Origin of the sequence: Sphingomonas sp. MMS12-HWE2-04, from assembly GCF_044881185.1 — a bacterium.
GTDB lineage: Bacteria > Pseudomonadota > Alphaproteobacteria > Sphingomonadales > Sphingomonadaceae > Sphingomonas.
Genome location: NZ_CP173254.1, coordinates 2,309,307 through 2,330,706, shown reverse-complemented (window position 1 = coordinate 2,330,706; position 21,400 = coordinate 2,309,307). Strand labels below are relative to the sequence as shown.

General features: G+C 65.6%; 22 protein-coding genes and 1 tRNA gene. 14 read left to right on the top strand and 9 right to left on the bottom strand.

What is annotated here, in order from left to right:
• Window position 1 precedes the first annotated feature (1 nt).
• The 4 genes from AB2M62_RS10570 to AB2M62_RS10555 all read right to left on the bottom strand — a co-directional run bounded on the left by AB2M62_RS10570 (window position 2) and on the right by AB2M62_RS10555 (window position 5,442).
• Complete coding sequence (locus AB2M62_RS10570) at window positions 2–1,873, bottom strand: M1 family metallopeptidase (protein ID WP_404333555.1); 1,872 nt, start codon at window positions 1,871–1,873, stop codon at window positions 2–4.
• A gap of 664 nt (window positions 1,874–2,537) precedes the next feature.
• A complete protein-coding gene (locus AB2M62_RS10565) occupies window positions 2,538–3,353 on the bottom strand; it encodes a hypothetical protein (RefSeq protein ID WP_404333554.1) in 816 nt (271 codons plus the stop codon).
• Between the two features lie 461 nt (window positions 3,354–3,814).
• Window positions 3,815–4,906 (bottom strand): 3-dehydroquinate synthase, encoded by a 1,092-nt coding sequence (aroB, locus tag AB2M62_RS10560; protein ID WP_404333552.1) that lies wholly within the window; start codon window positions 4,904–4,906, stop codon window positions 3,815–3,817.
• The gene (locus AB2M62_RS10555; RefSeq protein ID WP_404333550.1) at window positions 4,903–5,442 is read right to left on the bottom strand and encodes a shikimate kinase; all 540 of its coding nucleotides are present in this window, start codon (window positions 5,440–5,442) and stop codon (window positions 4,903–4,905) included. Before AB2M62_RS10555 ends, aroB begins: the two co-directional genes overlap by 4 nt.
• 189 nt (window positions 5,443–5,631) lie before the next feature.
• Here AB2M62_RS10555 and AB2M62_RS10550 point away from each other — a divergent pair, with 189 nt between their 5' ends.
• From AB2M62_RS10550 to AB2M62_RS10540, 3 genes are read left to right on the top strand one after another with little or no spacing between them, the layout of a single operon-like run.
• Window positions 5,632–7,422 carry a hypothetical protein gene (locus AB2M62_RS10550; RefSeq protein ID WP_404333548.1) on the top strand — a complete coding sequence of 597 codons (1,791 nt, stop codon included), beginning with the start codon at window positions 5,632–5,634 and terminating at the stop codon, window positions 7,420–7,422.
• 50 nt (window positions 7,423–7,472) lie between these two features.
• Window positions 7,473–8,345 carry a tyrosine-type recombinase/integrase gene (locus tag AB2M62_RS10545; RefSeq protein ID WP_404339900.1) on the top strand — a complete coding sequence of 291 codons (873 nt, stop codon included), beginning with the start codon at window positions 7,473–7,475 and terminating at the stop codon, window positions 8,343–8,345.
• A gap of 12 nt (window positions 8,346–8,357) precedes the next feature.
• Window positions 8,358–9,305 carry an acetyl-CoA carboxylase carboxyltransferase subunit alpha gene (locus tag AB2M62_RS10540; RefSeq protein ID WP_404333547.1) on the top strand — a complete coding sequence of 316 codons (948 nt, stop codon included), beginning with the start codon at window positions 8,358–8,360 and terminating at the stop codon, window positions 9,303–9,305.
• Window positions 9,306–9,408: 103 nt separating this feature from the next.
• On the opposite strand, the gene AB2M62_RS10535 is transcribed toward AB2M62_RS10540, so the two are convergent.
• The gene (locus tag AB2M62_RS10535; protein WP_404333545.1) at window positions 9,409–9,576 is read right to left on the bottom strand and encodes a Flp family type IVb pilin; all 168 of its coding nucleotides are present in this window, start codon (window positions 9,574–9,576) and stop codon (window positions 9,409–9,411) included.
• Window positions 9,577–9,713: 137 nt separating this feature from the next.
• Complete coding sequence (locus tag AB2M62_RS10530; RefSeq protein ID WP_404333543.1) at window positions 9,714–9,896, bottom strand: Flp family type IVb pilin; 183 nt, start codon at window positions 9,894–9,896, stop codon at window positions 9,714–9,716.
• 73 nt (window positions 9,897–9,969) lie between these two features.
• Here AB2M62_RS10530 and AB2M62_RS10525 point away from each other — a divergent pair, with 73 nt between their 5' ends.
• The gene (locus AB2M62_RS10525; protein WP_404333541.1) at window positions 9,970–10,365 is read left to right on the top strand and encodes a (deoxy)nucleoside triphosphate pyrophosphohydrolase; all 396 of its coding nucleotides are present in this window, start codon (window positions 9,970–9,972) and stop codon (window positions 10,363–10,365) included.
• A 50-nt stretch (window positions 10,366–10,415) separates the two neighbouring features.
• Here the strand turns inward: AB2M62_RS10525 and AB2M62_RS10520 are convergent, their stop codons facing one another.
• Window positions 10,416–10,817 carry an endonuclease domain-containing protein gene (locus AB2M62_RS10520; RefSeq protein WP_404333539.1) on the bottom strand — a complete coding sequence of 134 codons (402 nt, stop codon included), beginning with the start codon at window positions 10,815–10,817 and terminating at the stop codon, window positions 10,416–10,418.
• A gap of 157 nt (window positions 10,818–10,974) precedes the next feature.
• The gene (locus AB2M62_RS10515) at window positions 10,975–11,802 is read right to left on the bottom strand and encodes a methyltransferase domain-containing protein (protein ID WP_404333537.1); all 828 of its coding nucleotides are present in this window, start codon (window positions 11,800–11,802) and stop codon (window positions 10,975–10,977) included.
• Between the two features lie 43 nt (window positions 11,803–11,845).
• Between AB2M62_RS10515 and AB2M62_RS10510 the strand changes: the two genes are divergently transcribed.
• The 9 genes from AB2M62_RS10510 to AB2M62_RS10470 all read left to right on the top strand — a co-directional run bounded on the left by AB2M62_RS10510 (window position 11,846) and on the right by AB2M62_RS10470 (window position 20,021).
• Complete coding sequence (locus tag AB2M62_RS10510; RefSeq protein WP_404333536.1) at window positions 11,846–12,580, top strand: ComF family protein; 735 nt, start codon at window positions 11,846–11,848, stop codon at window positions 12,578–12,580.
• 47 nt (window positions 12,581–12,627) lie between these two features.
• Complete coding sequence (gene grxC, locus AB2M62_RS10505; RefSeq protein ID WP_404333535.1) at window positions 12,628–12,885, top strand: glutaredoxin 3; 258 nt, start codon at window positions 12,628–12,630, stop codon at window positions 12,883–12,885.
• Window positions 12,885–13,721 carry a carbon-nitrogen hydrolase family protein gene (locus AB2M62_RS10500; RefSeq protein WP_404339898.1) on the top strand — a complete coding sequence of 279 codons (837 nt, stop codon included), beginning with the start codon at window positions 12,885–12,887 and terminating at the stop codon, window positions 13,719–13,721. Before grxC ends, AB2M62_RS10500 begins: the two co-directional genes overlap by 1 nt.
• Window positions 13,718–14,170, top strand: coding sequence for a DUF1178 family protein (locus AB2M62_RS10495; protein ID WP_404333533.1), 453 nt, complete (start codon window positions 13,718–13,720; stop codon window positions 14,168–14,170). The genes AB2M62_RS10500 and AB2M62_RS10495 overlap by 4 nt, the downstream gene beginning before the upstream one ends.
• A 34-nt stretch (window positions 14,171–14,204) precedes the next feature.
• Window positions 14,205–14,281 (top strand) — tRNA-Arg (locus tag AB2M62_RS10490).
• Between the two features lie 108 nt (window positions 14,282–14,389).
• Window positions 14,390–15,388: a hypothetical protein gene (locus tag AB2M62_RS10485; protein WP_404333531.1), complete on the top strand. Its 999-nt coding sequence runs from the start codon at window positions 14,390–14,392 to the stop codon at window positions 15,386–15,388.
• A gap of 120 nt (window positions 15,389–15,508) precedes the next feature.
• A complete protein-coding gene (locus AB2M62_RS10480; RefSeq protein WP_404333529.1) occupies window positions 15,509–15,931 on the top strand; it encodes a hypothetical protein in 423 nt (140 codons plus the stop codon).
• Between the two features lie 413 nt (window positions 15,932–16,344).
• Window positions 16,345–18,537 (top strand): type I secretion system permease/ATPase, encoded by a 2,193-nt coding sequence (locus AB2M62_RS10475; protein WP_404333526.1) that lies wholly within the window; start codon window positions 16,345–16,347, stop codon window positions 18,535–18,537.
• Complete coding sequence (locus tag AB2M62_RS10470) at window positions 18,537–20,021, top strand: HlyD family type I secretion periplasmic adaptor subunit (RefSeq protein WP_404333524.1); 1,485 nt, start codon at window positions 18,537–18,539, stop codon at window positions 20,019–20,021. The genes AB2M62_RS10475 and AB2M62_RS10470 overlap by 1 nt, the downstream gene beginning before the upstream one ends.
• 39 nt (window positions 20,022–20,060) lie before the next feature.
• Here the strand turns inward: AB2M62_RS10470 and AB2M62_RS10465 are convergent, their stop codons facing one another.
• Window positions 20,061–20,660, bottom strand: coding sequence for a toxin-activating lysine-acyltransferase (locus AB2M62_RS10465; RefSeq protein ID WP_404333522.1), 600 nt, complete (start codon window positions 20,658–20,660; stop codon window positions 20,061–20,063).
• 270 nt (window positions 20,661–20,930) lie between these two features.
• Between AB2M62_RS10465 and AB2M62_RS10460 the strand changes: the two genes are divergently transcribed.
• Entirely contained in the window at window positions 20,931–21,395 is a 465-nt protein-coding gene (locus AB2M62_RS10460; RefSeq protein WP_404333520.1) for a hypothetical protein, read from the top strand.
• Window positions 21,396–21,400 lie beyond the last annotated feature (5 nt).

The window sequence follows — 21,400 nt, the reverse complement described above, 5'->3', positions numbered from 1 at the left end:
CTCACTTGCCGGTGACGATCTTCTCGACCGCGGCGGCAGTGGCAGGGTGATAGGTCGCCCTGGCCTTGTCGAAGAAGCGGCGGGCGATCGGCTGGCCCCATTCGCCCTGCTTCATCAACCCCTCATAGATCGGCCGGATCAGCAGGCCGCGGCCGACGCTGGTGACGAAGGCCTCGATTCCCGGCAGCGCCGGCTCGTAGCGATTGGCAATCGCCAGTTCGGCCCAGGCCGAGCGAACATAGGCGTTGGTCGAGACCGACAGGCCCAGCGTCTCGTCGAGCTCCTTGAGCCGTGCCGGGGTCTGCTGGCGGGGCAGGCCATTGAGGAAGCGCAGCCATTGTTGGGTCGCCCACCCCTGAGGCTGGACCGCCGAGACCGGGCCACCGGCCCTGACCGCGGCGAGCTTGGCGTCGACCTGGGCCAGCGTCGGCGAGGTGACGTGCACCGCGTTTTCGGGGAGGCCGGCCTGATAGGCCCAGCGATCGAGCTGGAGCTTGGCTTCCAGCGCCTTGTCGCCCTGGATCAGATGGGCGCGCAGATCGGCGAGGAAGCCGGCGGTGGTCTGCGGCTGGAAGGCGTGGCGATCGAAATAGGAACGGAGATAGGCATCCCAGCGCGCCCGGCCGACCGCGGCCTCGATCGTGCGCAGGAAGGTCGAGCCCTTGAAATAATCGAGCTGGCCGGCCGTGGCGCCGGGATCGCCGTGGAGCCGGGTGGTCGGGCCCGTCTGGCCGCCCGCCTCGGCAATGTCCTTGTTGAGGCCGTCCCAATCGAGATCGGCATACATTGCGGCGCGATCCTTGCCATAGACCGCCTCCATGATGCGGTTCTCGAAATAGGTGGTGAAGCCTTCGTTGAGCCAGCTGTCCGACCAGGTGGCGTTGGTGACGAGGTTGCCCGACCAGCTATGCGCCAGCTCATGCGCGACGACATCGGTGTTCGACCGGTCGCCGGTGATGATCGTGGGCGTCAGGAAGGTCAGCGTGGGGTTTTCCATGCCGCCGAACGGGAAGCTGGGCGGCAGAACGAGCATGTCGTAGCGGCCCCAGCGATAGGGGCCGTACAGCGCCTCGGCGGCGTCGATCATCTTCTCGACATCGCCGACTTCCTGCGCCGCGGCATCGAGCTGGCTCGGCTCGGTCCACACCCCCGAGCGCGGGCCCGTAGCCTTGAAGGCGAGGTCGCCGACCGCGAGCGCGATCAAATAGGGCGGCACCGGCTTGTCCATCGAGAAGCGGAAGCTGTGCATGCCATTCGCGGCGGGAATGCCCTTGGCGCCGTCGCGGCGCTCGCCGCTCATCACCGCGACGAGATCGGCGGGCACAGTGATCTTCGCGTCCCAGGTCTGGCGGATGCCCGGGCTGTCCTGCGTGGGAATCCAGCTGCGATTGTTGATCGGCTGGCCCTGGCTGAACAGATAGGGCTTGGCCTTGCCGGCGGTGAGCTGGGGCGGCAGCCATTGCAGCGCGCTGGCGCCGGCGCCGGTGGCATAATGGATGACAATGCGGCGGGCCGCACCGAGCGTCACGGTCATCGCCGAGCCGAGTTCGGCATCGCGCGGGCCTATCGTGAAGGCCAGCGGCTTGCCCGCGGCATCGGTGACCTTGCTCACGGTCAGATTGTCGACGTCGAGGACGATCTCGCGGGCGCCCTTGGCGGCAAGCACGTCGAGCGTCGCGGTGCCGCGCATCGCCTTGGCGGCGAAATCGGCGGTCAGGTCGAGGCTGACATGGGTGACGCGGGCGATCTCGGGCCGGGCATGGGTCCACACGTCCTTCGCCTCGGGCGTGGTGAGGATCGGGGCGGGGGCCTGCTGGGCCAGAGCGGGTGCGGCGAGGGTCAGCGCGGCGAGCGCGGGGAGAAGCGGGTTCATGGCGCTGCTGCTATGCCGATCGCGGCTGAACGGCAACTGAGCGGGGCGGCGGCGGGGCGGTGAAAGGTCACAAAGGTCGCGGTTACGGCGGTGACGGAGGGCAGGCGTCGCTTGACAAAGTTGACACGAAACGGGTTTTGCGAGGCGGGGTGTCAACGGGTAAGGTGTTGATCTAGGCCGGAAATGTTCCTGGTGCGTTGTCTCGGGGCGCCTGCGACGCGCCTGTTGCGCCACGCCGAAGCTTCGACCGCGCGCCACGCGCGCGACCGATACGCCACAGGATGCGCCTGCTACGCCACACCCACGCGCCACCGACGCGGCTCGCCTCCTCGGCTTGGGGCGCGGAAAGTCTCAAAAGTCACGGTTGCGGCGACCTGTTGGCGAGGGTTCGCAGCGCCTTGCGGATCCAACACTGTCAAAGAGCGGATCCGAGGCTAGCATGGCGATGCGGGTGTAGGACAGCGCGGACTCTGGCTCAGGGTGAGCGGCTTGCCGGCAAAATAGCTTATCGGTGCCCAGAAGAGGATTTTACGGTTGGCACCAAAAACGGCAGAAATCTGCGGTTTTTTGGAAGAGCGTCGGGATGGTTGTATTAGACCTTTGTACTAGCCGGGGCAAGGGGCTGGCCGATGTGAGTCCGCGAAAGGGACTCGAACTGACCCGTTCAATAGCGGAAAGTGGGTGTATCGTAGGAAACCCCGACCAGTTCGATGACCTGTTGGATGCTTTCGGCGCAGTGGGTTAGCGTAGGAAAGACAGGCTCCCCGCCGAAAACTTCAAGTCCAACCGGAAAACGAACCTCAAAAGTTGCACGTCCATAGTCTAATACATTGACCTCACCCGACCCACGTCCAACATCTATTAGGTGCATCTCGCCACTGTCACCTACAGTGACGCTGCCAAAGTGAAATGAACTGCCCCCTCTGTTGTCTACCATCTTTACATCGCTTATATGCGTTATAGTTATAGTGGGCATGACAATGTTATGCTTATCGATGTTGTCAGCTTTGCGAACTTCCCACGCATTCATGCCGCCTCCAGCATACGGACGTATCCTCGCAAGCAGTAGATAAGCAAAGCGGGGCAGAGCTTCGACTATACGGCGGTTGGGAGGGGATGCCCCGTTCCTTGGGGCTTTAAAGGATTGTCTCAGGGCATCCCTCGTGTTGTGGGAGGGAAAGCTAATCCGGGTTGTATCCCCCTGCACGGACTCGACTAAGCCGGTAGCGATGTAATCTAAGGCGGTGCTAAGGCAATGAAACGTATCGCCTATCGCCAATGGCACATCAAGTGGGATGCTTTCTGCCACTGCAATAAAACGTTGATCGGCGCTATAGGCACTTCCTTCTTTGATTATTTTGTAAAAGTCACGCTTACTATGTTGAGCAACGTGGTGCTGAGCTTCTCGGATATGACGGTTGGCTCTATATACTTTGAGCGCGGCTTGTTGCAGTGAAGCTTCGAGTATTTCGATGTTCATGGGATACCGCATATGATGGAGGTCCGTCGCAGGTTGCACTCAACGGGCTGATTTCGCCATACTTATGCGAGAGGGTAATCAAACAGTCCTGAGCGACCGCTTCCCCCGTATACCCAGCCTGCCCGGTCCCACGATTATGACACGCCTAGCGCAGCCTGCATTATCGCGCGTAGTATCCATCCCTGCATGACGTGTCACAGTAGCTGGATCATGGCTGGATCGGCACTGTCCAGAATAACCAAACGAGCGTTTCTCAATTGCCCCTGATCCCCGGACCGGAGGCGCGATGCGTGGCGACTGGTCTGGCGGCAGACTGGGGTGCGCATGCCGCAAGAGTAAAAGAAAGAAGACCTTCACCCAACCAGCATCGGGTGAACAGCGCCCCGTGCTGTTCAGATCATGCTGGGGGCATGATCGACCCGATGCTCCCGCGAAAGCGGGAGAGGGCTAGGAACGCGCGATCAGCGCTCCTGCGCGTCCAAGAATGCCTCGACCTCGGCCAGGTCCACCGTCTTGTCGAGATAGGTCTGGCCGATGCCGCGTGCGAGGAGGAAGGGGAGGGTGCCGCCGGCCATCTTCTTGTCGTGGAGCATGTGCTCGACCAGGCGGGCGCCCGAGGCGGTGATGCCTGCCGCCTTGAGGCCGTCGGGCAGGCCGATCGCGCGGAGGTGCGCCGAGACGCGCTCGGCATCCTGGCGGGGGCACAGGCCCTTGTGCGCCGAATAGCCAAAGGCCAGCGCCATGCCGGCGGCGACGCCCTCTCCGTGGAGGAGCGTGCTGGAGAAGCCGGTCTCGGCTTCGAGCGCGTGGCCGAAGGTGTGGCCGAGATTGAGCAGCGCGCGCTTGCCGGTGGTCTCGCGCTCGTCTTCGGCGACGATCCGCGCCTTGGCGCCGACCGAATGGGCGATGGCGTGGGCGCGGGCTTGCGCGTCGCCGGCGAGCAGCGCGGCGGCATTGGCCTCGCACCATTCGAAAAAGGCGAAATCGTCGATCAGGCCGTATTTGACGACTTCGGCATAGCCGGCGCGCTGTTCGCGCTGGGGCAGCGTATCGAGCACGGCCGGGTCGATCAGCACCAGCGCGGGCTGGTGGAAGGCGCCGATCAGGTTCTTGCCGGCGGCGCTGTTGATCGCGGTCTTGCCGCCGACCGAGCTGTCGACCTGGGCGAGCAGGGTGGTGGGGACCTGGATGAAGTTGCAGCCGCGCTTGACGATGCTGGTGGCGAAGCCGACCAGGTCGCCGATCACGCCGCCGCCGAGCGCGATGACATGGTCGCTGCGCTCGATGCCGAGTTCGAGCAGCCGATCGGTGAGCGCTTCGAGCTGGCGCCAGCTCTTGGTCGATTCGCCCGGCGGCAGGACGATCGCCTCGCTGGGCACGCCGAGGCTCGCCTGGAGCGTGGCGAGATGGCCGCGGACATTCTCGTCGGTGACGATGACGAAGCGGCGGCCCTTGGCGAAGGGTGCCAGGGCTTCGCCGGCGCGGGCGAGCAGCCCGGCTTCGATGCGGATATCGTAACTGCGCGTGCCTAGCGCCACGGGAACAATCGTCACGCCTTGAGGGCCTCCAGGATCGCATCGACGGTAGCGTCGTGCGGCGCGGCTACGCTCTCCACGCGGATCGGCGCAAGCGCATAATAGGGGTTTCGGATGCCGGCGAGCTCGGTGAGGATCTCTTGCGGATCGCGGCCGCGCAGCAACGGGCGGGTGTCGCGGCGGCGGACGCGATCGGCGAGCACCGCGGGCTCGGCGTCGAGCCAGATCGCCACCGACTGATCGAGGATGAGTGCGCGCGTCTGTTCCTGGAGGAAGGCGCCGCCGCCGGTTGCGATGATCTTGGGACTGCCGTCGATCAGCCGGGCGATGACGCGGCGCTCGCCATCGCGGAAATGCGGCTCGCCGAAACGCTCGAAGATGTCGGAGATCGTCATGCCGGCCGCCGCCTCGATCTCGTGATCGGCATCGACGAAGGGCAGCCGCATGCGCTGAGCCAGGCGGCGGCCGACCGTGGTCTTGCCGGCACCCATCAGCCCGACAAGGACGATCGGCTTGCCCTTCCAGGGCCAGTCTTGGGCATGCGCTTGCAACATTGTCGGGGGGCTATACAGCGTGGGCGGGTGTCGGGCAAAAGGCCCGTCGCGAAATCATTCACGGACCGTTTCATGCCCCGTTCCCTTGTTGCGTTGATCGTCGTGCTTGTCGTGCTGGTGGGGGGCTTGTTCTCCTCTCGACGCGCGGCAGCGAGAAGGAACCGACTCGCATGGAGAAGGTGGTCCCGCTTGAAAACCTCACCAACTAAGGCGCGGATCGGGCTGGCAGCGCTGCTGCTGGCCGGCGCCTCGGTTCCGGCGATCGGGCAGGATACGCCCGAATCGCTGCTGCCGCCGGGGTTCAACGATCCGGCCCCGACCCCGACCCCTGCACCCACGGCGCCGAGCGCGGCCGTGCCGAGCCAGCCGGCCGCGCCGGCGGCCGGCACCGAGGACGTGCCGGTTGCGGCGCTGAACCTCAACTTCAGCGACACGCTGGGCAACGCGAGCGTCGCGGCCGAGCAGGTCGACCTCGCGCGCTATGAATTGCCCGAGTTCGCCAAGCATTCGCTGCGCGTGGTCGGCGCGTTCGCTTCGGGCAATGCGGCGTTCCCGGCGAACGGGTTCGGCACTGCCGATGGGCGCTATCTGGCGACGCTGATGCGGCGGCTCGACGCGCCGGTGGCATCGCGCTGGGTCTCGATCGTGCTGCGGCGCGCGCTGATGTCGCCGCTGGACACGCCGCCGGGTGCCAACGGCGCCGATTTCGCCGCAGAACGTGCCTGGGTGCTGTTGCGCATGGGCGAGGTCAACGCCGCGCGTGCGGTGATCGAGGACGTCGATACCGACAATTATACGACGCGGCTGCTCCAGGTGGCGATGCAGACCGCGTTGGCCTCGGGCGATCCGGGGGCGATGTGCCCGATCGTCGAGAAGGGCGTGGCCACTATCGAGCAGCGCGGCTGGGCGCTGGCGCAGGCGATGTGCGCCGGGCTCGCGGGCAAGCCCGATGCTGCAGGCGACCTGCTGCGCCAGGCGCGGCGGGGGACGAGCGCTTCGGATATCGACAATCTGCTCGCCGAAAAGGTGGTCGGCACCGGGGCGCAGGGACGCCGCGCGGTGACGATCGAATGGCCGGGGGTGAGCGAACTCACGGCATGGCGCTGGGGGCTGGCGACGGCGACGGGTGTCGAAGTGCCCGACGATCTTTATGCCACCGCGGGGCCGCAGGTTCGTTACTGGCAGGCGCTGGCGCCCAATATCGATCCGGCGGCGCGGGTCGCCTCGGCCGAGCTCGCGGCGAGCGCGGGCGTGTTTTCGAGCGCCGGGCTGGTCGACCTCTATGGCGAGATCGAGCAGGCCGGCGATGCGGGGGGCGCAGCGACCGTGGCGCGCGACCTGCGCACCGCGTTCAGCGCGAGCGATGTCGGCGACCGCGTGAAGGCGCTGCGCACCTTGTGGGACGGCGCCGATACGCCGCGGGGGCGCTATGCCCGGCTGATCCTGACCGCGCGCGCGGCATCGTGGATCCCGGCGAGCAAGACCATAGAGGCGCCCGAAACGCTGATCGCGTCGATGCTTTCGGCTGGCTATGACGCGCCCGCGATGGAGTGGCGCGCCGACGTTGCGCCGGGGAGCGCGGGCTGGGGGCTGGTGACGCTTGCCGATCCGGTTGCGACGGGCGGTATTGCGGCGGGCGATCTCGACAGCTTCAGCGAAGCCCAGGGGCGGCGCAAGGGACAGTTGCTGCTCGCCGGGCTGGCGGGGCTGGGGCGGCTCTCGGCCGCCGACGCGCAGCGCAGCGCCGCCGCGCTCGACGTGCCGATCGGTGCCGGCAATGCTTGGACCCAGGCGATCGATGCGGCCGGCCAGCGCGGCGACGCAGCCACGGTCGCGCTGCTCGCCGCAACAGGCATGCAGTCGCGGACGTGGAACGCGGTGCGGCCCGAGGCGCTGTTCCACATCGTCGCGGCGATGCGCGCGGCGGGGATGGCCAATTATGCGCGGATGGTCGCCGTCGAGGCGATCACGCGGGCTTGAGCGCGGGCGCACCGGGCGACGACCGCGCGCTGATCGAGCGCTTCCTCGAGATGATGCGCGCCGAGGCAGGCGCGGCGAAGAACACGATCGCGGCCTATGGCACCGACTTGCGGCTGGCATCCGAAGTGCTGGGCGGAAGGCTGGGCAGCGCGGGGGCGGCGGAGCTGGAACGCCTGGCGGGCGAATGGCAGCCGCTCGCGCGCGCGACGGTGGCGCGCAAGGCGGCGGCGGTGCGACGGTTCCTGGGGTTCCTCGCCGATGAAGGGCTGCGCGCCGACGATCCGAGCGCGGCGCTGCCCCGGCCGGGGACGGCGCGGGGGCTGCCCAAGGTGCTCAGCGTCGACGATGTCGACCGGATCTTCGCCACGATCGCGGCACGGATCGAGCGGGTGCCGGCCGATCCGCTCGATCTGCGGCTCGCGGCGCTGGTCGAGCTGCTCTACGGTTCGGGGCTGCGCGCGACCGAGCTGGTCTCGCTGCCGCGCAACGCCGTGGCGCCCGACCGGCCGTTCCTGATCCTCAAGGGCAAAGGCGGGCGCGAGCGGCTGGTGCCGATCTCGGACCGGGCGCGCGCCGCGGTGGCAGCGTGGCGCGACCATGTCGCGGTGGGGCGGCCGTTCCTCTTCCCCTCGGGCAAGGCGCATCTCTCGCGCGTGCGGCTGTACCAGATCATCCGCGCACTCGCCGCCGAGGCGGGGATCCCGCCCGACCGGGTGAGCCCGCACGTGCTGCGCCACGCCTTTGCCACCCATTTGCTGGAAGGCGGCGCGGATCTGCGCGCGCTCCAGGCGATGCTGGGCCATGCCGACATCGCGACGACCGAAATTTACACCCATGTCGACAGCCGAAGGCTGGTCGAGCTGGTCAATTCGCGACACCCGCTGGGCGAGGCGCTCGTTGACGCGCGCGCGCGTCGGCCCTAACTCGCCGACCCTATGGCAACCTTCCTGGACTTCGAAAAACCGATCGCCGAGCTGCAGAGCCGGATCGACGAACTGCGCCGCACTGCCGAGGGTGGCGCGGTGGACATCGACGCCGAGATCGCACCGCTGCAGGCCAAGGCGGAGAAGCTGCTCCAGGATACCTATGCCAAGCTGACGCCGTGGCAGAAGGCGCAGGTTGCGCGGCACCCCGAGCGCCCGCATTTCAAGCACTATGTCGCCGGGCTGATCGACGATTTCATGCCGCTGGGCGGTGATCGCGCTTTTGCCGACGATTCGGCGATCATCGGCGGGCTCGGCCGATTCCGCGGGCGGCGGGTGATGGTGATCGGCCATGAGAAGGGCGACGACACCGCGAGCCGGCTCAAGCATAATTTCGGGATGGGCAAGCCCGAAGGCTATCGCAAGGCGATCCGGCTGATGAAGCTGGCCGACAATTTCGGGCTGCCGGTGATCACGCTGGTCGACACCTCGGGCGCGTTCCCGGGCGTACAGGCCGAGGAGCGGGGGCAAGCCGAGGCGATCGCGCGCTCGACCGAGCAATGCCTCAACCTCGGCGTGCCGCTGGTTTCGGCGATCCTCGGCGAAGGCGGCTCGGGCGGCGCGATCGCGCTGGCGGCGGGCAACACCGTGCTGATGATGGAGCACGCCATTTATTCGGTGATCTCGCCCGAGGGTTGCGCCTCGATCCTGTGGCGCACCGCCGACAAGGCCGCCGACGCCGCCGAGGCGATGAAGGTCACCGCGCAGCATCTCAAGGAACTGGGCGTTATCGACGGAATCGTTGCCGAGCCGCTGGGCGGCGCGCATCGCGAACCTGGCGTCGCCGTGCAGGCGCTGGGCGATGCGATCGCAACTGCGCTCGACGCGCTGGAGGGCGGTTCGCCGGAATCGCTGCGCCAGGCGCGGCGCGCCAAGTTTCTGGCGATGGGCCGGATCTGACGACGGCGTCGCGGTCGATCCGGTCACAATCCCAAGCAAGCAAAAAGAAAGGGCGGCGGAACCATGGTTCCGCCGCCCTCGCTTTTGCTTGTCGTTAGAAGACTTACGAGGTCTTCATGTTCGACGAAACGTTGTTGAAGGTCGACTTGAGCTGGTTGCCCAGGCCCTGCATCGCTGCGATGGCGGCGACGGCGATCAGAGCGGCGATCAGGCCGTACTCGATTGCGGTGGCGCCCTTGGAATTCTTGAGGAAGGTACGAATCTTCTGCATAACCGGTCTCCAACGTCTGGAAAAATTGCTTCATTCACCCGGTCGTTCCGAAGTGCTCCGGTTCGACAAGGATCAATGTAGACATTGGAAGTAAATAAACCGCTAAACCAAAGTGTTACGATACAGTAACCATGATATCATTTCGCTTCCTCAACTTTTTTGGAGACGTCGTTCCACATCTTGGCGGTGACCGTGCCGACGCTTTGCAGGCTGGCGAACATGGCGATGACGATCAACGCGACGATGAGCCCGTATTCGACAGCGGTGGCCCCGCGCTGGTCGTCAATAAGTGCGCGAAGATGACGGATCGGGACTCGCATTGACGCCATTTCTCCATAGAGGCTTGTCCAGAAGTAGCGGGGTTGGGTTACCAAAGTGCTTATCGGGTCGAATTTGCTCCTCGTCGTCGCCGCTGCCCTGATCGATCCGGAGGGGCGCGTGCTCGTCCAGAAGCGGCCCGAGGGCAAGCCGATGCCCGGACTATGGGAGTTTCCCGGAGGCAAGATCGAGGCCGGCGAATCCCCCGAAGCGGCGCTGGCGCGCGAATTGCGCGAGGAACTCGGCATCACGCTCGATGCTGACGCGCTGACGCCCGCGGCCTTTGCAAGCGAGGCGCTGGGCGAGCGGCACCTGGTACTGCTGCTCTATGTGCTGCGCGATTGGGACGGCGTGCCCGAGGCGCACCATGCCAGCGCGCTGGACTGGGTCCGCCCTGGAGATATGCGCGCACTAGCGATGCCGCCGGCCGACGTGCCGCTGGTCGATGCGCTGGAGCGGCTGCTGGACTAGCAATGCGGCCTGTCCGCTAACGCCCCGGTAGCGGACATTGGAAGCGCCGCTCATTCCTCCCCCGGAGGGGGAGGGGGACCGGCGTAGCCGGTGGAGGGGTAGTCGCCGCGGGCGATAACGACACTGTGGCGGATTGCGGCTTCCAGGTCGGACAGGATCACAGGAGCGGGAATTCGAAGGACCCGAACGCCCTGGGTGCAAAGCCAGCGATCGCGGATCGCGTCGCGCTCTGCCCGATCGCCGCGCGCGTGCGCTTCGCCATCGACCTCCACAGCCAGTTTGGAAGCCGGGCAGAAGAAATCGAGGACATAGATGCCTGCCGGATGCTGGCGGCGAAAGCGCAAGCCTTCAGGGCGGGTTCGAAGCGCCTGCCAAAGGAGAACTTCAGGCAAGGTCATCCGCCGGCGGAGAGTCCGGGCAAAGTCCTGCGTTTTCTTCGGGCCGTGAAGCATGCGGAGACTACCCCTCCACCAGCCTGCGGCTGGTCCCCCTCCCCCTCCGGGGGAGGATCAAGGGAAACACCATCCGCACACTTGGCAATGTCCGCTTTCCACCCAATCCCGGCCATTCAGCCGTTGGCCTAAAAGCCCTCGCTTTTGCGCTCAAACCCTATTCCCTCGGCTTGAGCGCCGCGGCGAGCGAGGTGGTTGCGCTGCCGCGGCGGGCGGGTTGGGGCTGCGAGGCGTCGGGGGCCCAGCCGGTGAGATAGACGATCTCGAAGCGCTCGGCGGTGCGGCCATCGGCGTCGGCGCGCGCGGCGAACGCCTCGGCAGTGCGCAGAAGGCTGGTACGGGTCATAGGCGGCGCGCCGGGCAGCAAATTGGTGGCGGCCATGCCGCGCAGATCGCGGATCAGATTGGGCAGCCCGGCATAGCGCACGGTGAGCGTCTCGACATCGGCGACGGGAAGCGCGAAGCCGGCGCGGCCGAGCAGGTCGCCGGCCGAACGCACGTCGATCTGCGGATGGAAGCGCGCGGCGGGGCGATCGGCTTCGGCCTCCATCACCGCGCTGCGCAACGTGGCGAGCGTGCCGGCACCGAGAAAGGCGCCGAGGAACAGCCCGTCGGGTCGCAGTGCGCGGCGGGCAAGGGCGAGGGCGCCGGGGACGTCGTTGACCTGATCGAGCACGCCGGCGCTGACCACCAGATCGAACGAACCCTCGGCGAAGGGCAGGCGGTCTTCATCGGCCTGGACGCCGCCGGCCATGCCGGCGAAGCGCGCACCGGCATCGAGGCGGGCGATGCGCGCGCCGGGCACGGCCAGGTCGCCGGCAAAGCTGCCGAGATCGAGCACGTCGCGAAATTCGCGGTTCACTGCGCCGAGCCGCTCGTACAGCGCCTCGAGCATGTGATCGCGCAGGAAGCTTTCGGGCGCGCGGGCGGCGCGGTCACGGCGCAGGCGGCGGCGCGCGCGATCGAAGATCTCGGAGTCGGACACGGCCGCGCTTGTGCAGCGGCTGCGCGCGCGCGACAAGGGAGACGTGCTCGCGCCCCTTCTCCGGCTCGCCGACCTGGCGCTGCCGCCGCGTTGCCCCGGCTGCGGCGAGATCACCCATGCCGATCACCGCTTTTGCAGCCGGTGCTGGGGCAGTCTGCGCTTTCTCGGGCCGCCCTGGTGCGCGGGATGCCAACTGCCCTTCGAGTTCGACCGCGGCGCCGATGCGCTGTGCCCCACGTGCACCGCCAGCCCGCCGGTGCAGGACGGGGTGCGCGCCGCCGTGGCGTATGGCGAGGTGGCGCGCGAAGTGGCGCTCAAGCTCAAATATTCGGGACGCACCGGCTGCGCGCTGACGATGGCGCGCGCGATGGCGCGGCTGATGCCCGAAGGCGCAGAACTGCTGGTGCCGGTGCCGCTGCATCGCTGGCGGCTGTGGTCGCGCGGGTTCAACCAGGCGGCGCTGATCGCCAAGGCGCTTTCGCGGGCGAGCGGCGTGCCGGCCGATGCCGAGCTGCTGCGCCGGATCAAGGCGACGCCAGTGCTGCAGGGGCTGGGCCCGCGCGGGCGTACCAAGGCCGTCAGCGGCGCCTTTGCGCTGGCGCCGAAGGCCAGCACAGGCCTGTGCGGCAAGACGGTGGTGCTGGTCGACGACGTCCATACCAGCGGCGCGACATCGGCAGCGTGTGCGCGCGTGCTCAAGCGCGGCGGCGCGGCGCGGGTGATCCTTCTGTGCTGGGCGCGCGTTCTGGAGGAGGATGCGTCCGGGCCGGAGGATTGATACGGCTGGTTGACAGGGACGCGCAGGCACCACAGTTCGAGGACATCATGGCTAAAGTCGAAATCTACACCAAGGCGTTTTGCCCCTATTGCACCCGCGCCAAGTGGCTGCTCAATTCCAAGCAGGTCGACTATGACGAAGTCGATATCTCGATGGGTGGGCCCAAGCGCCAGGAGATGATTCAGCGCGCGAGCGGGCGCACCACCGTTCCGCAGGTCTTTATCGACGGCAAGCATATCGGCGGATCCGACGACCTTGCCGCGTTGGACCGCGAGGGCGGGCTGGACCCCTTGCTCGCCGCATGATCCGCGCCGCGCTGCTCCAGATGACCAGCGGGATCGATCCCGCCGCCAATGCCGCGACGATCACCGCCGCAATTGCCGAGGCCAAGGCGGGCGGCGCGGCGATGCTGTTCACCCCCGAAATGTCTGGCTTGCTCGATCGCGACCGGGACCGCGCGGCGGGATCGCTGTTCCGCGAGGAAGAGGACCGCGTGCTCGCCGCCGTGCGCGAGGCAGCGGCGAAGCACGGGCTGTGGGTGCATCTGGGCAGCCTTGCGGTGCTGCGCGGCGCCGATGAGGACGGGGCGGGCAAGCTCGCCAATCGCGGTTTCGTGATCGATGGCAGCGGGGAGATCCGCGCGCGCTACGACAAGATGCATTTGTTCGACGTTGACCTGGCGAGCGGCGAAAGCTGGCGCGAGTTGGCCAGCTATGCCCCGGGCGAGCGCGCGGTGATCGTCGAGACGCCGCTCGGCATGCTCGGGCTGGCAATCTGTTACGATCTGCGCTTCCCGGACCTGTTCCGCACGCTGAGCGATGCCGGGGCGACGTTGCTCGCGGTGCCGGCGGCGTTCACCCGGCTGACCGGCGCGGCGCATTGGCATGTGCTGCTGCGCGCGCGGGCGATCGAGGCGGCGGCGTTCGTTCTCGCCGCGGCGCAGACCGGCGAGCATGAGGATGGCCGCGCGACCTATGGCCATAGCCTGGCGATCGATCCCTGGGGCAAGGTTCTGCTCGACATGGGGGCGCCTGCCGGTCTCGGCTTCGCCGAGATCGAACCATCGCGGCTGGAGATGGCGCGCAGCCGCGTGCCGGTGCTCCAGCATCGCCGGGCGATCCCGCCGATCGCGGCGTCATGATCGTCTTCGATCTGCGCTGTCCGGCCGAGCATGTGTTCGAGGCATGGTTCGGATCGAGCACGGCCTATGAGGAGCAACGCGCCGCCGGTCTGGTGGCGTGCCCGCTGTGCGGCAGTGCCGAGATCGGCAAGGCGGTGATGGCACCCAATGTCGCGGCCAAGGGCAACCGGGCGGTTGCGGCGCCGGTATCGAAATCGTCGGACGCGCCGCCGGAAATGGTCAAGGCCGCGATCGCGGCGCTGGCCGAAGTGCAGGCGGCGATGCTGGCGCAGTCGCAATGGGTCGGCGGCGGGTTCGCCAGCAAGGCGCGCGCGATGCATCTGGGCGAAGAGCCTGCCGCGCCGATCCACGGCCAGGCGACGATCGCCGAGGCCAAGGAACTGATCGACGAGGGCGTCCCGGTTGCGCCGCTGCCGCTGCCGTTCGTGCCGCCCGAGCAGCGCAATTGATTCCGGCGGCGGCGGCCTCTACCAGCGGCACCGTGCCCCGATAGCTCAGCAGGACAGAGCAACGGTTTCCTAAACCGCAGGTCGGGAGTTCGAGTCTCTCTCGGGGCACCATTTTCGATCGGCTGATGGCAGACGGCGCGATGTCCGCGGTGCTGCTCGCTTGACTTGTAGGAAAATGTTGCTCAAATGTTCTCGCCCTTGGGACATGGGGGCAGCAGAATGGACCTTTCGGCAGAGCAACGGAGACAGGCATTTTGCGCCTGGCTGCGGACGGGGCGATGTCCGCGTCCCGCGGAGCGCAGGCCGCTCGAAGTCAAGTTCAATCCGTGGCACGATCCGAGCAACGGGCAGTTCACTTATGCCGGAGGCGGTGTCTATGCCCGGCCCGGTGGCGGCGCCAAGCCGGCGGGGCGTGGCGGACGCGGCGGGCGGCAGGACAAGCCGACGCTTCGCTACGCGGAAGATCCAAAACTGCCGCCGATTACGAACCGGGCGGAGGCCGATGCCTGGAGGACCAAGGAGCGGGCGAAGCATCTCGGCAATCCGGCCGAGCTTGCGGTAGTCGACGCTTGGCACCAGCGCTATCTCGATAAGCTGACGCCACAACCGGATGTACCCGGGAGCGCGGCGGTCGAATTCGCCGAAGGATTTGGCGAGGGCGTCTACGATGTCGGCAAGAGCACCGTTCAGGGCCTGTATGCGCTGGTAACGACAAATCCGATCACGACCGCGCACACTATCGGCCGAGGTGTGGCGGGCGCCATCGATGCTGCGATCGCGGCCGAGGATACGCCTGCCTATGTTCAGATCGACCGAGCCGCGGGCGCCCTGGCCAATGCCTCGGCGCATGACCTCGGCCATGGTCTGGGGACGGTTGTCGGCAATGTCGGGCTGGCGGTCGCGCCGGGGGCTGCTGTCGCCAAAATATCCGCTATCAGGCGTGTCGGTGCGGTGGGGCGTGTCGTCACGACCATTGAGAGTCCGGTAGCGCGCTTCGGTATATCCGCGTCGCCTGATTATCGGTCCACCTTCTTTGGGGCGCACCCCGAGCTCAAACACAAGGTGGTCGTTCATCATGCGGTCGAAAAGCAGGTTCTGGATCGCTTCCCGGGGGTCGTGACGGAGAGCGAAATGCATTCTCTCGAAAATCTTCGAGGCGTTCCAACGGATGTGAATTCGAAATTGCATCTGAGCAAAATACGGACCGAATGGAATTGATTTTACCGAACGTTCGAGGCACGTGGTACGAAACCGACCAAAGTCGAGCTGTTGAAGAAGGCAGCGGAGATCGATGCAAAATACGGAATGGAATTCAACCCACCGCGCTAGGAGGCTCCGTTGAATGAATACTATATCATAGAACCTGAAGTCGCCGGAGGCTGGGGAGACGACACGAAATTCACCAGAATTTCGGGACGGCCTGTCGCCATTCATGAGCTGCACTACTGTTTTGATGGGTGGATGGGTGACGATTTGCTTGAAAGTACTCCGTGCTACATTGTCACGGAGCAGCTAGCAGCTGAAATAGAAACATCTAAGCTAAGTGGCGTCAGCTTTGATCATGTTGAGACTTCTAAGTCCTCGCAGTTTGAGGAACTATATCCAGATATTTCGCTGCCGAATTTTATATGGCTCAAGGTGATAGGGCGGCCCTCAGTCGATGATTTTGGACTAACATCCGATCTCGAACTGGTAGTTTCAAAGAAGGCTCTTGGAGTGCTCGAGAGGTTTAAAATATCCCATGCGCTAATTAGATCGTAACGATACAGAAAATGATAATATTCCCGAAAATATAGATATTTTAACAAATAAAAAGTGAATATTAGCATTTATATAGCATAACAACTGTATAAATTGTAATAATTTAAAATAATTATAAATATTATCCGATATATAATAGCTGCGTCAGATATTATTACAGGCGTGCCGGGAATTTGTAGCTACGTGGTGCCAATATTTCGTTATAGTATTGCCGTGATTTGTCGAGGTCGTCATGAAATAGGGAAAATGTGAGGCGCTGCTGCGTAGCGGACGGTGGCGTCGTTGGCGGGAATCGCTATTCGTTAGCGTTGCGCCTCGGCTAAGTCATTTCCCGCGTAAATTTCCGAATCTCTGTCCTTTTTTCTTCGCATTGATCGCGATACTGGTCGTGCGGGGCAGAGGGGGCAGTAACGGTGGACGAAGAATCGGAGCTCGATTCGGTGCGAGCACTCGATCCGGCGCTCGTCTGTTTCGTTCTGGTCGCGAAATTTCTTGGCGTTTCTGCCGAGCCCGAACAAATCCTCCATGATCGCGGCCGCGGCGATGCGGCGTTCAGCTTCGACGAGCTCGCGCGGGTGTCGCGCCGGTTGGGGCTGATCGCGCGGACCAAGCGCACCGAGCAGGACGAACTGGCCAAGCTGCCGACGCCGCTGCTGTTCGACATGGCCGATGGCGGCACCGCGATCTTGCTGCGCGCCGATGCCAATGAGGAGGGCAGCCGCTATCTGATCCAGCGGCCGGACGCGGCGCGATCGGAGATCTGGACCGGCGCCGACATGGCCGAGCGCTTTGCCGGCACGGTGCTGCTGATGACCTCGCGCGAGCGGATCGCGGGCGAAAAGCGGCATTTCGACGTCAGCTGGTTCATTCCGGCGCTGGTCAAGTATCGCAAGCCGCTGCGCGACGTGCTGATCGGCAGCTTCTTCCTCCAGCTTGCCGGCCTCGTCTCGCCGATCTTCTTCCAGCTGGTGATCGACAAAGTGCTCGTCCACCAGTCGTTGACCACGCTCGACGTGCTCGCCTTCGGGCTGGCGGTGGTGCTGATCTTCGAGACGATCCTGTCGGGGCTGCGCACCTGGCTGTTCGCGCACACCACCAACCGTGTCGATGCCGAGCTTTCGGCGGCGCTGTTCCGCCATCTCGTTGCGCTGCCGCTGGGCTATTTCGAATCGCGCCGCGTCGGCGACAGCGTGGCGCGGGTGCGCGAACTCGAGAACATCCGCCAGTTCCTCACCTCGAACGCCGTAACGGTGGTGATCGACCTGTTCTTCACGATCGTGTTCTTCGCGGTGATGTATCTCTATTCGCCGCTGCTCACTTTGGTGGTGGCGGCGACGATCCCGATCTATGTCGCGATCTCGATGATCGTCACGCCGCCGCTGCGCGCACGTCTTGACGAGAAGTTCAAGCGCGGCGCCGAGAACCAGTCCTTCCTGGTCGAGACGGTGGCGGGGATCGGCACGCTCAAGTCGATGGCGGTGGAACCCAGGATGCGTGACCGCTGGGAGCGGCAGTTCGCCGGCTATGTGAAGACCGGGTTCGACGTGACCGTGCTGGCCAATTGGGGCGGCAATGCGATCCAGCTGGTCTCCAAGCTGTGCACCGTGGCGATCCTGTTCTTCGGGGCCAAGGCAGTGATCGCGGGCGATCTTTCGGTCGGTTCGCTGGTCGCGTTCAACATGCTGTCGGGGCGGGTCGCGCAGCCGATCCTGCGGCTGTCGCAGCTGTGGCAGGACTTCCAGCAGGTGCGCATCTCGGTGGACCGGCTGGGCGACATCCTCAACACACCGGCCGAGCCCGAGCACAATCCCAATCGCGCCAGCCTGCCGCCGATCGCGGGACGGATCGCGTTCGACAAGGTGCGATTCCGCTATCGCCCCGACGCGCCCGAGGCGCTGCGCGGGGTGAGCCTGGACATCGCGCCGGGCGAGATGATCGGGATCGTCGGGCCTTCGGGTTCGGGCAAGTCGACGCTGACCAAGCTGGTCCAACGGCTTTATGTGCCCGAGCAAGGGCGAGTGCTGGTCGACGGCGTCGACCTCGCGCTGGTCGATCCGGCGTGGCTTCGACGGCAGGTGGGTGTGGTGCTCCAGGAGAATATCCTGTTCAATCGATCGGTGCGGGAGAACATCGCGCTCGCCGATCCGACGCTGCCGATGGAGCGGGTGATCGGTGCGGCGCAGCTGGCTGGGGCGCACGACTTCATCCTCGGGCTCCAGCACGGCTATGACACGATCATCGAGGAGCGCGGCGCCAATCTTTCGGGCGGGCAGCGCCAGCGCATCGCGATCGCGCGCGCGCTGATCGGCGATCCGCGCATCCTGATCCTCGACGAGGCGACCAGCGCGCTCGACGCGGAAAGCGAGGAGATCATCCAGCACAATCTCAATGCGATTGCGCAGGGGCGCACGGTGATCATCATCGCCCACCGGCTCTCGGCGGTGCGCCCGTGCGACCGGATCGTCACCGTCGAGGCAGGCGAAGTGACCGAAATCGGCGATCACGAGACGCTGCTCGCCGCGGGCGGGCGCTATGCCCAGCTCCACGCCAAGCAGATGGGCGCTTCGAGCGTGGTGCGGGCGCCGCGCGCGGAGGTGACGGCGTAATGGCGAGCATGGCGGATCGCTTTCCTGGGCTGGCGCGGCACTGGCATGTGCTGCGCGAGAGCTGGCGCTGGCAGAACGAAGCAGTGAAGACGGCCAGGCCGCGCAGCGAGCACGAGTTCTTGCCCGCCGCGCTGGAAATCATCGAGGCGCCGCCCAGCCCGGGCCTGCGCTGGCTGATGCTGTCGCTGTGCGCGCTTTTCGTGCTGGCGCTGCTCTGGGCGCTGATCGGCAAGATGGATGTCGTTGCGGTGGCGACCGGCAAGAGCGTCGCGGCGGGCAATGCCAAGATCATCCAGCCGATCGAGCTCGGTGGAGTGCGCGCGATCCATGTCCATAACGGCCAGTTCGTCCGCCGCGGGCAGTTGCTGATCGAGCTCGATTCGACGCTGGCGAGCGCGGACGAGGCGCAATCGAACCAGGCGCTACGCTCGGCGCAGCTCGTCCAGGCGCGCAACAATGCGCTGCTCGCGCATCTGCTCGGGCGCACAGCGAACTTCGTCGCGCCGCCGGGGACGCCGCCCGCGATCGCCCAGGCCGAGGCCACCTTCGTGCGCACCGCGATCGCCGAATATGAGGCACAGGCATCGAGCCTGCGCCAGCAGCGCGCCGAAAAGCGCGCCCAGCTCCACGCCGCGCAGTCGCAGATCGTCAAGCTGCAAGAGGCGATGCCGTTCATCGACAAGCAGCTGACCGCACGCAACGACCTGACCAATCGCGGCTATTATTCAAAGCTCAAGCTGCTCGAATATGAGCAGGCGCGCGCCGAGCATGTCCGCGACATCGACGTTCAGCGCGCGCAGGCCGCCGGGGCGCAGGCGGCGATCGGCACGATCGACGCCGAGCTGCTGCGGCTGCGCCAGACCTTCGGCAAGGGCGCCGCGACCGACCTTACCGCCGCCAACGACAAGGCCGGGCAGGCGTCCGAGGAAATCCGCAAGACCGAGCGGCGGCGGCGGTATCAGGAACTGCGCAGCCCGGTGGACGGGATGGTTCAGCAGGTCGCGGTGTCGACGGTGGGCGGGATCGTCCAGCCCGCGCAGCCACTGATGGTAATCGTGCCGTGCGCGCAGGGCCGCGGCGACGACTGCGCGAGCGCGATCGAGGTCGAGGCGTCGGTGCAGAACAAGGACATCGGCTTCGTCCACCAGGGGCAACGCGTCGCGGTCAAGCTCGAGGCGTTCAACTTTACCGATTGGGGCGTGATCGAAGGCACAGTGGAGACGGTGAGCCGTGACTCGCTCGATCCGGGGCGCGACAATGCGGAGAGCAAGGCCGGGGCAAGCAGCGCGCCGTCGAGCCCGGTCTATGCCGCCAAGATCCGACTGCACTGCAATGCCGGCGATCCGCTGCGCACGCCGCTATGCGACCGGGTGCGGCCAGGCATGAGCGCGCAGACCGAGATCAAGACCGGGCGGCGGCGGATCATCGACTATCTGCTCTCGCCGATCGCGCAGACCGTGGCGGAGGCTGGACGGGAGCGGTGAGGGCCGGGCGGCGCGGTTGTCGTGCCGCTCGGCGCGGGATCAGGCGTTGCCGGCGGGTTCGGGCATCTCGGCCGCTTCGGCTTCCGGCTTGCCGCCGCGAGTAGCGCCCATCTTGGCGAGCGTCTCGGCATCGACGAGCTTGGTGACGAGCGGATGGAGCTTGAGGCCACCTTCCTTCACCAGCTGGCGGAAATTGGCGATCACCGTCGCAGTGGTCTTCTGATCGGGCGCGATCACGTCGAGCAGCCAGTTATTGTCGCCCGAAGTCCAATCGTCGGCCTTGAGCCGGATCGGGAACACGCCTCCGGCGATCTGATCGCGGATGCGGGCATCGGCCTCGTCCGAGACGCTGGCCCAGATCGCGACGCCGGTGACGTCGGCGATCGCCTTGTCCTCGGTCTCGCGCGGATAGGCGAGCGCGATGCGATCGCGGATCAGCGGCTCGAGCACGAGGTGCTGGAGATCGGCGATCGAATGGTGACGATAGCGCGGGAGCATCATCATCGTCATCACGACATTGCCGAAGCTCTCCCGCACATGGCTGCGCACCGCGGCGAGCTTCCTGGCGATTTCGGGATCGAGCTGTGGTGACGCAGGCGTAACATTAGTTACCGCGGCGTTCGTTTCACTTTCGTTCATTTGGTTGACTCCCCCGTCTCCAAGTTTGCGCCACATTAGCAACTGCGAGGTGGTGGCTGTCAACGGCGAGAATCAAGGCATTTCTGTTACTTGGAGTCGCCGGATTCTGCTTTCCAAGAAATGGTGAAGTCGTTTTGTCCAGATGATTTATTTGATCGAAGTACCAATTGTTGCGCTTGATTTGCCACCACGCTTACGCGACGTTGCTGATTGAATTCCGGGAATGGTTTCGGCGCGGCAGTTGGGCAGCATGCGCCGGAAGGGGGGGATATGCCTGGACTGGGGGAGCGGGTCCGATCGCCTGCGGGGCGGGTGCGGTCTCGGCATATTGCCGGGGCGTTCGCCGCGCTTGCGACGTTGCTCTATCTCGCGGTCGGCAAGAGCATGCTTCGCGACAGCCAGATTCGCTATGAACTGACGATCGAAGTCGAGACGCCCGATGCCGCGATGTTCGCGGGTCAGAACGCGCAATCCTGTCCTGATCTGGTGGTCGTCGATCCTGCGGACATCGAATCGATCCGGGCCGTGGATCCGCGGGAATCCGAGCGCGTGCTGGGTGACGGCATATGTTTCGCGGGGATGCGCATCGCGATCGCCGATACGCCGCCGCTCGTCACGCTCGACCAACGCGCACCTTGGGTGCTCGGCATTTCGCAAAAGCTCGATCGCATCGCCTCGACCTCCGGGCCGCTACGGCACGGCCTTAACCCTTCCCGCTTGATCGCAAGGAGTTGACGTCG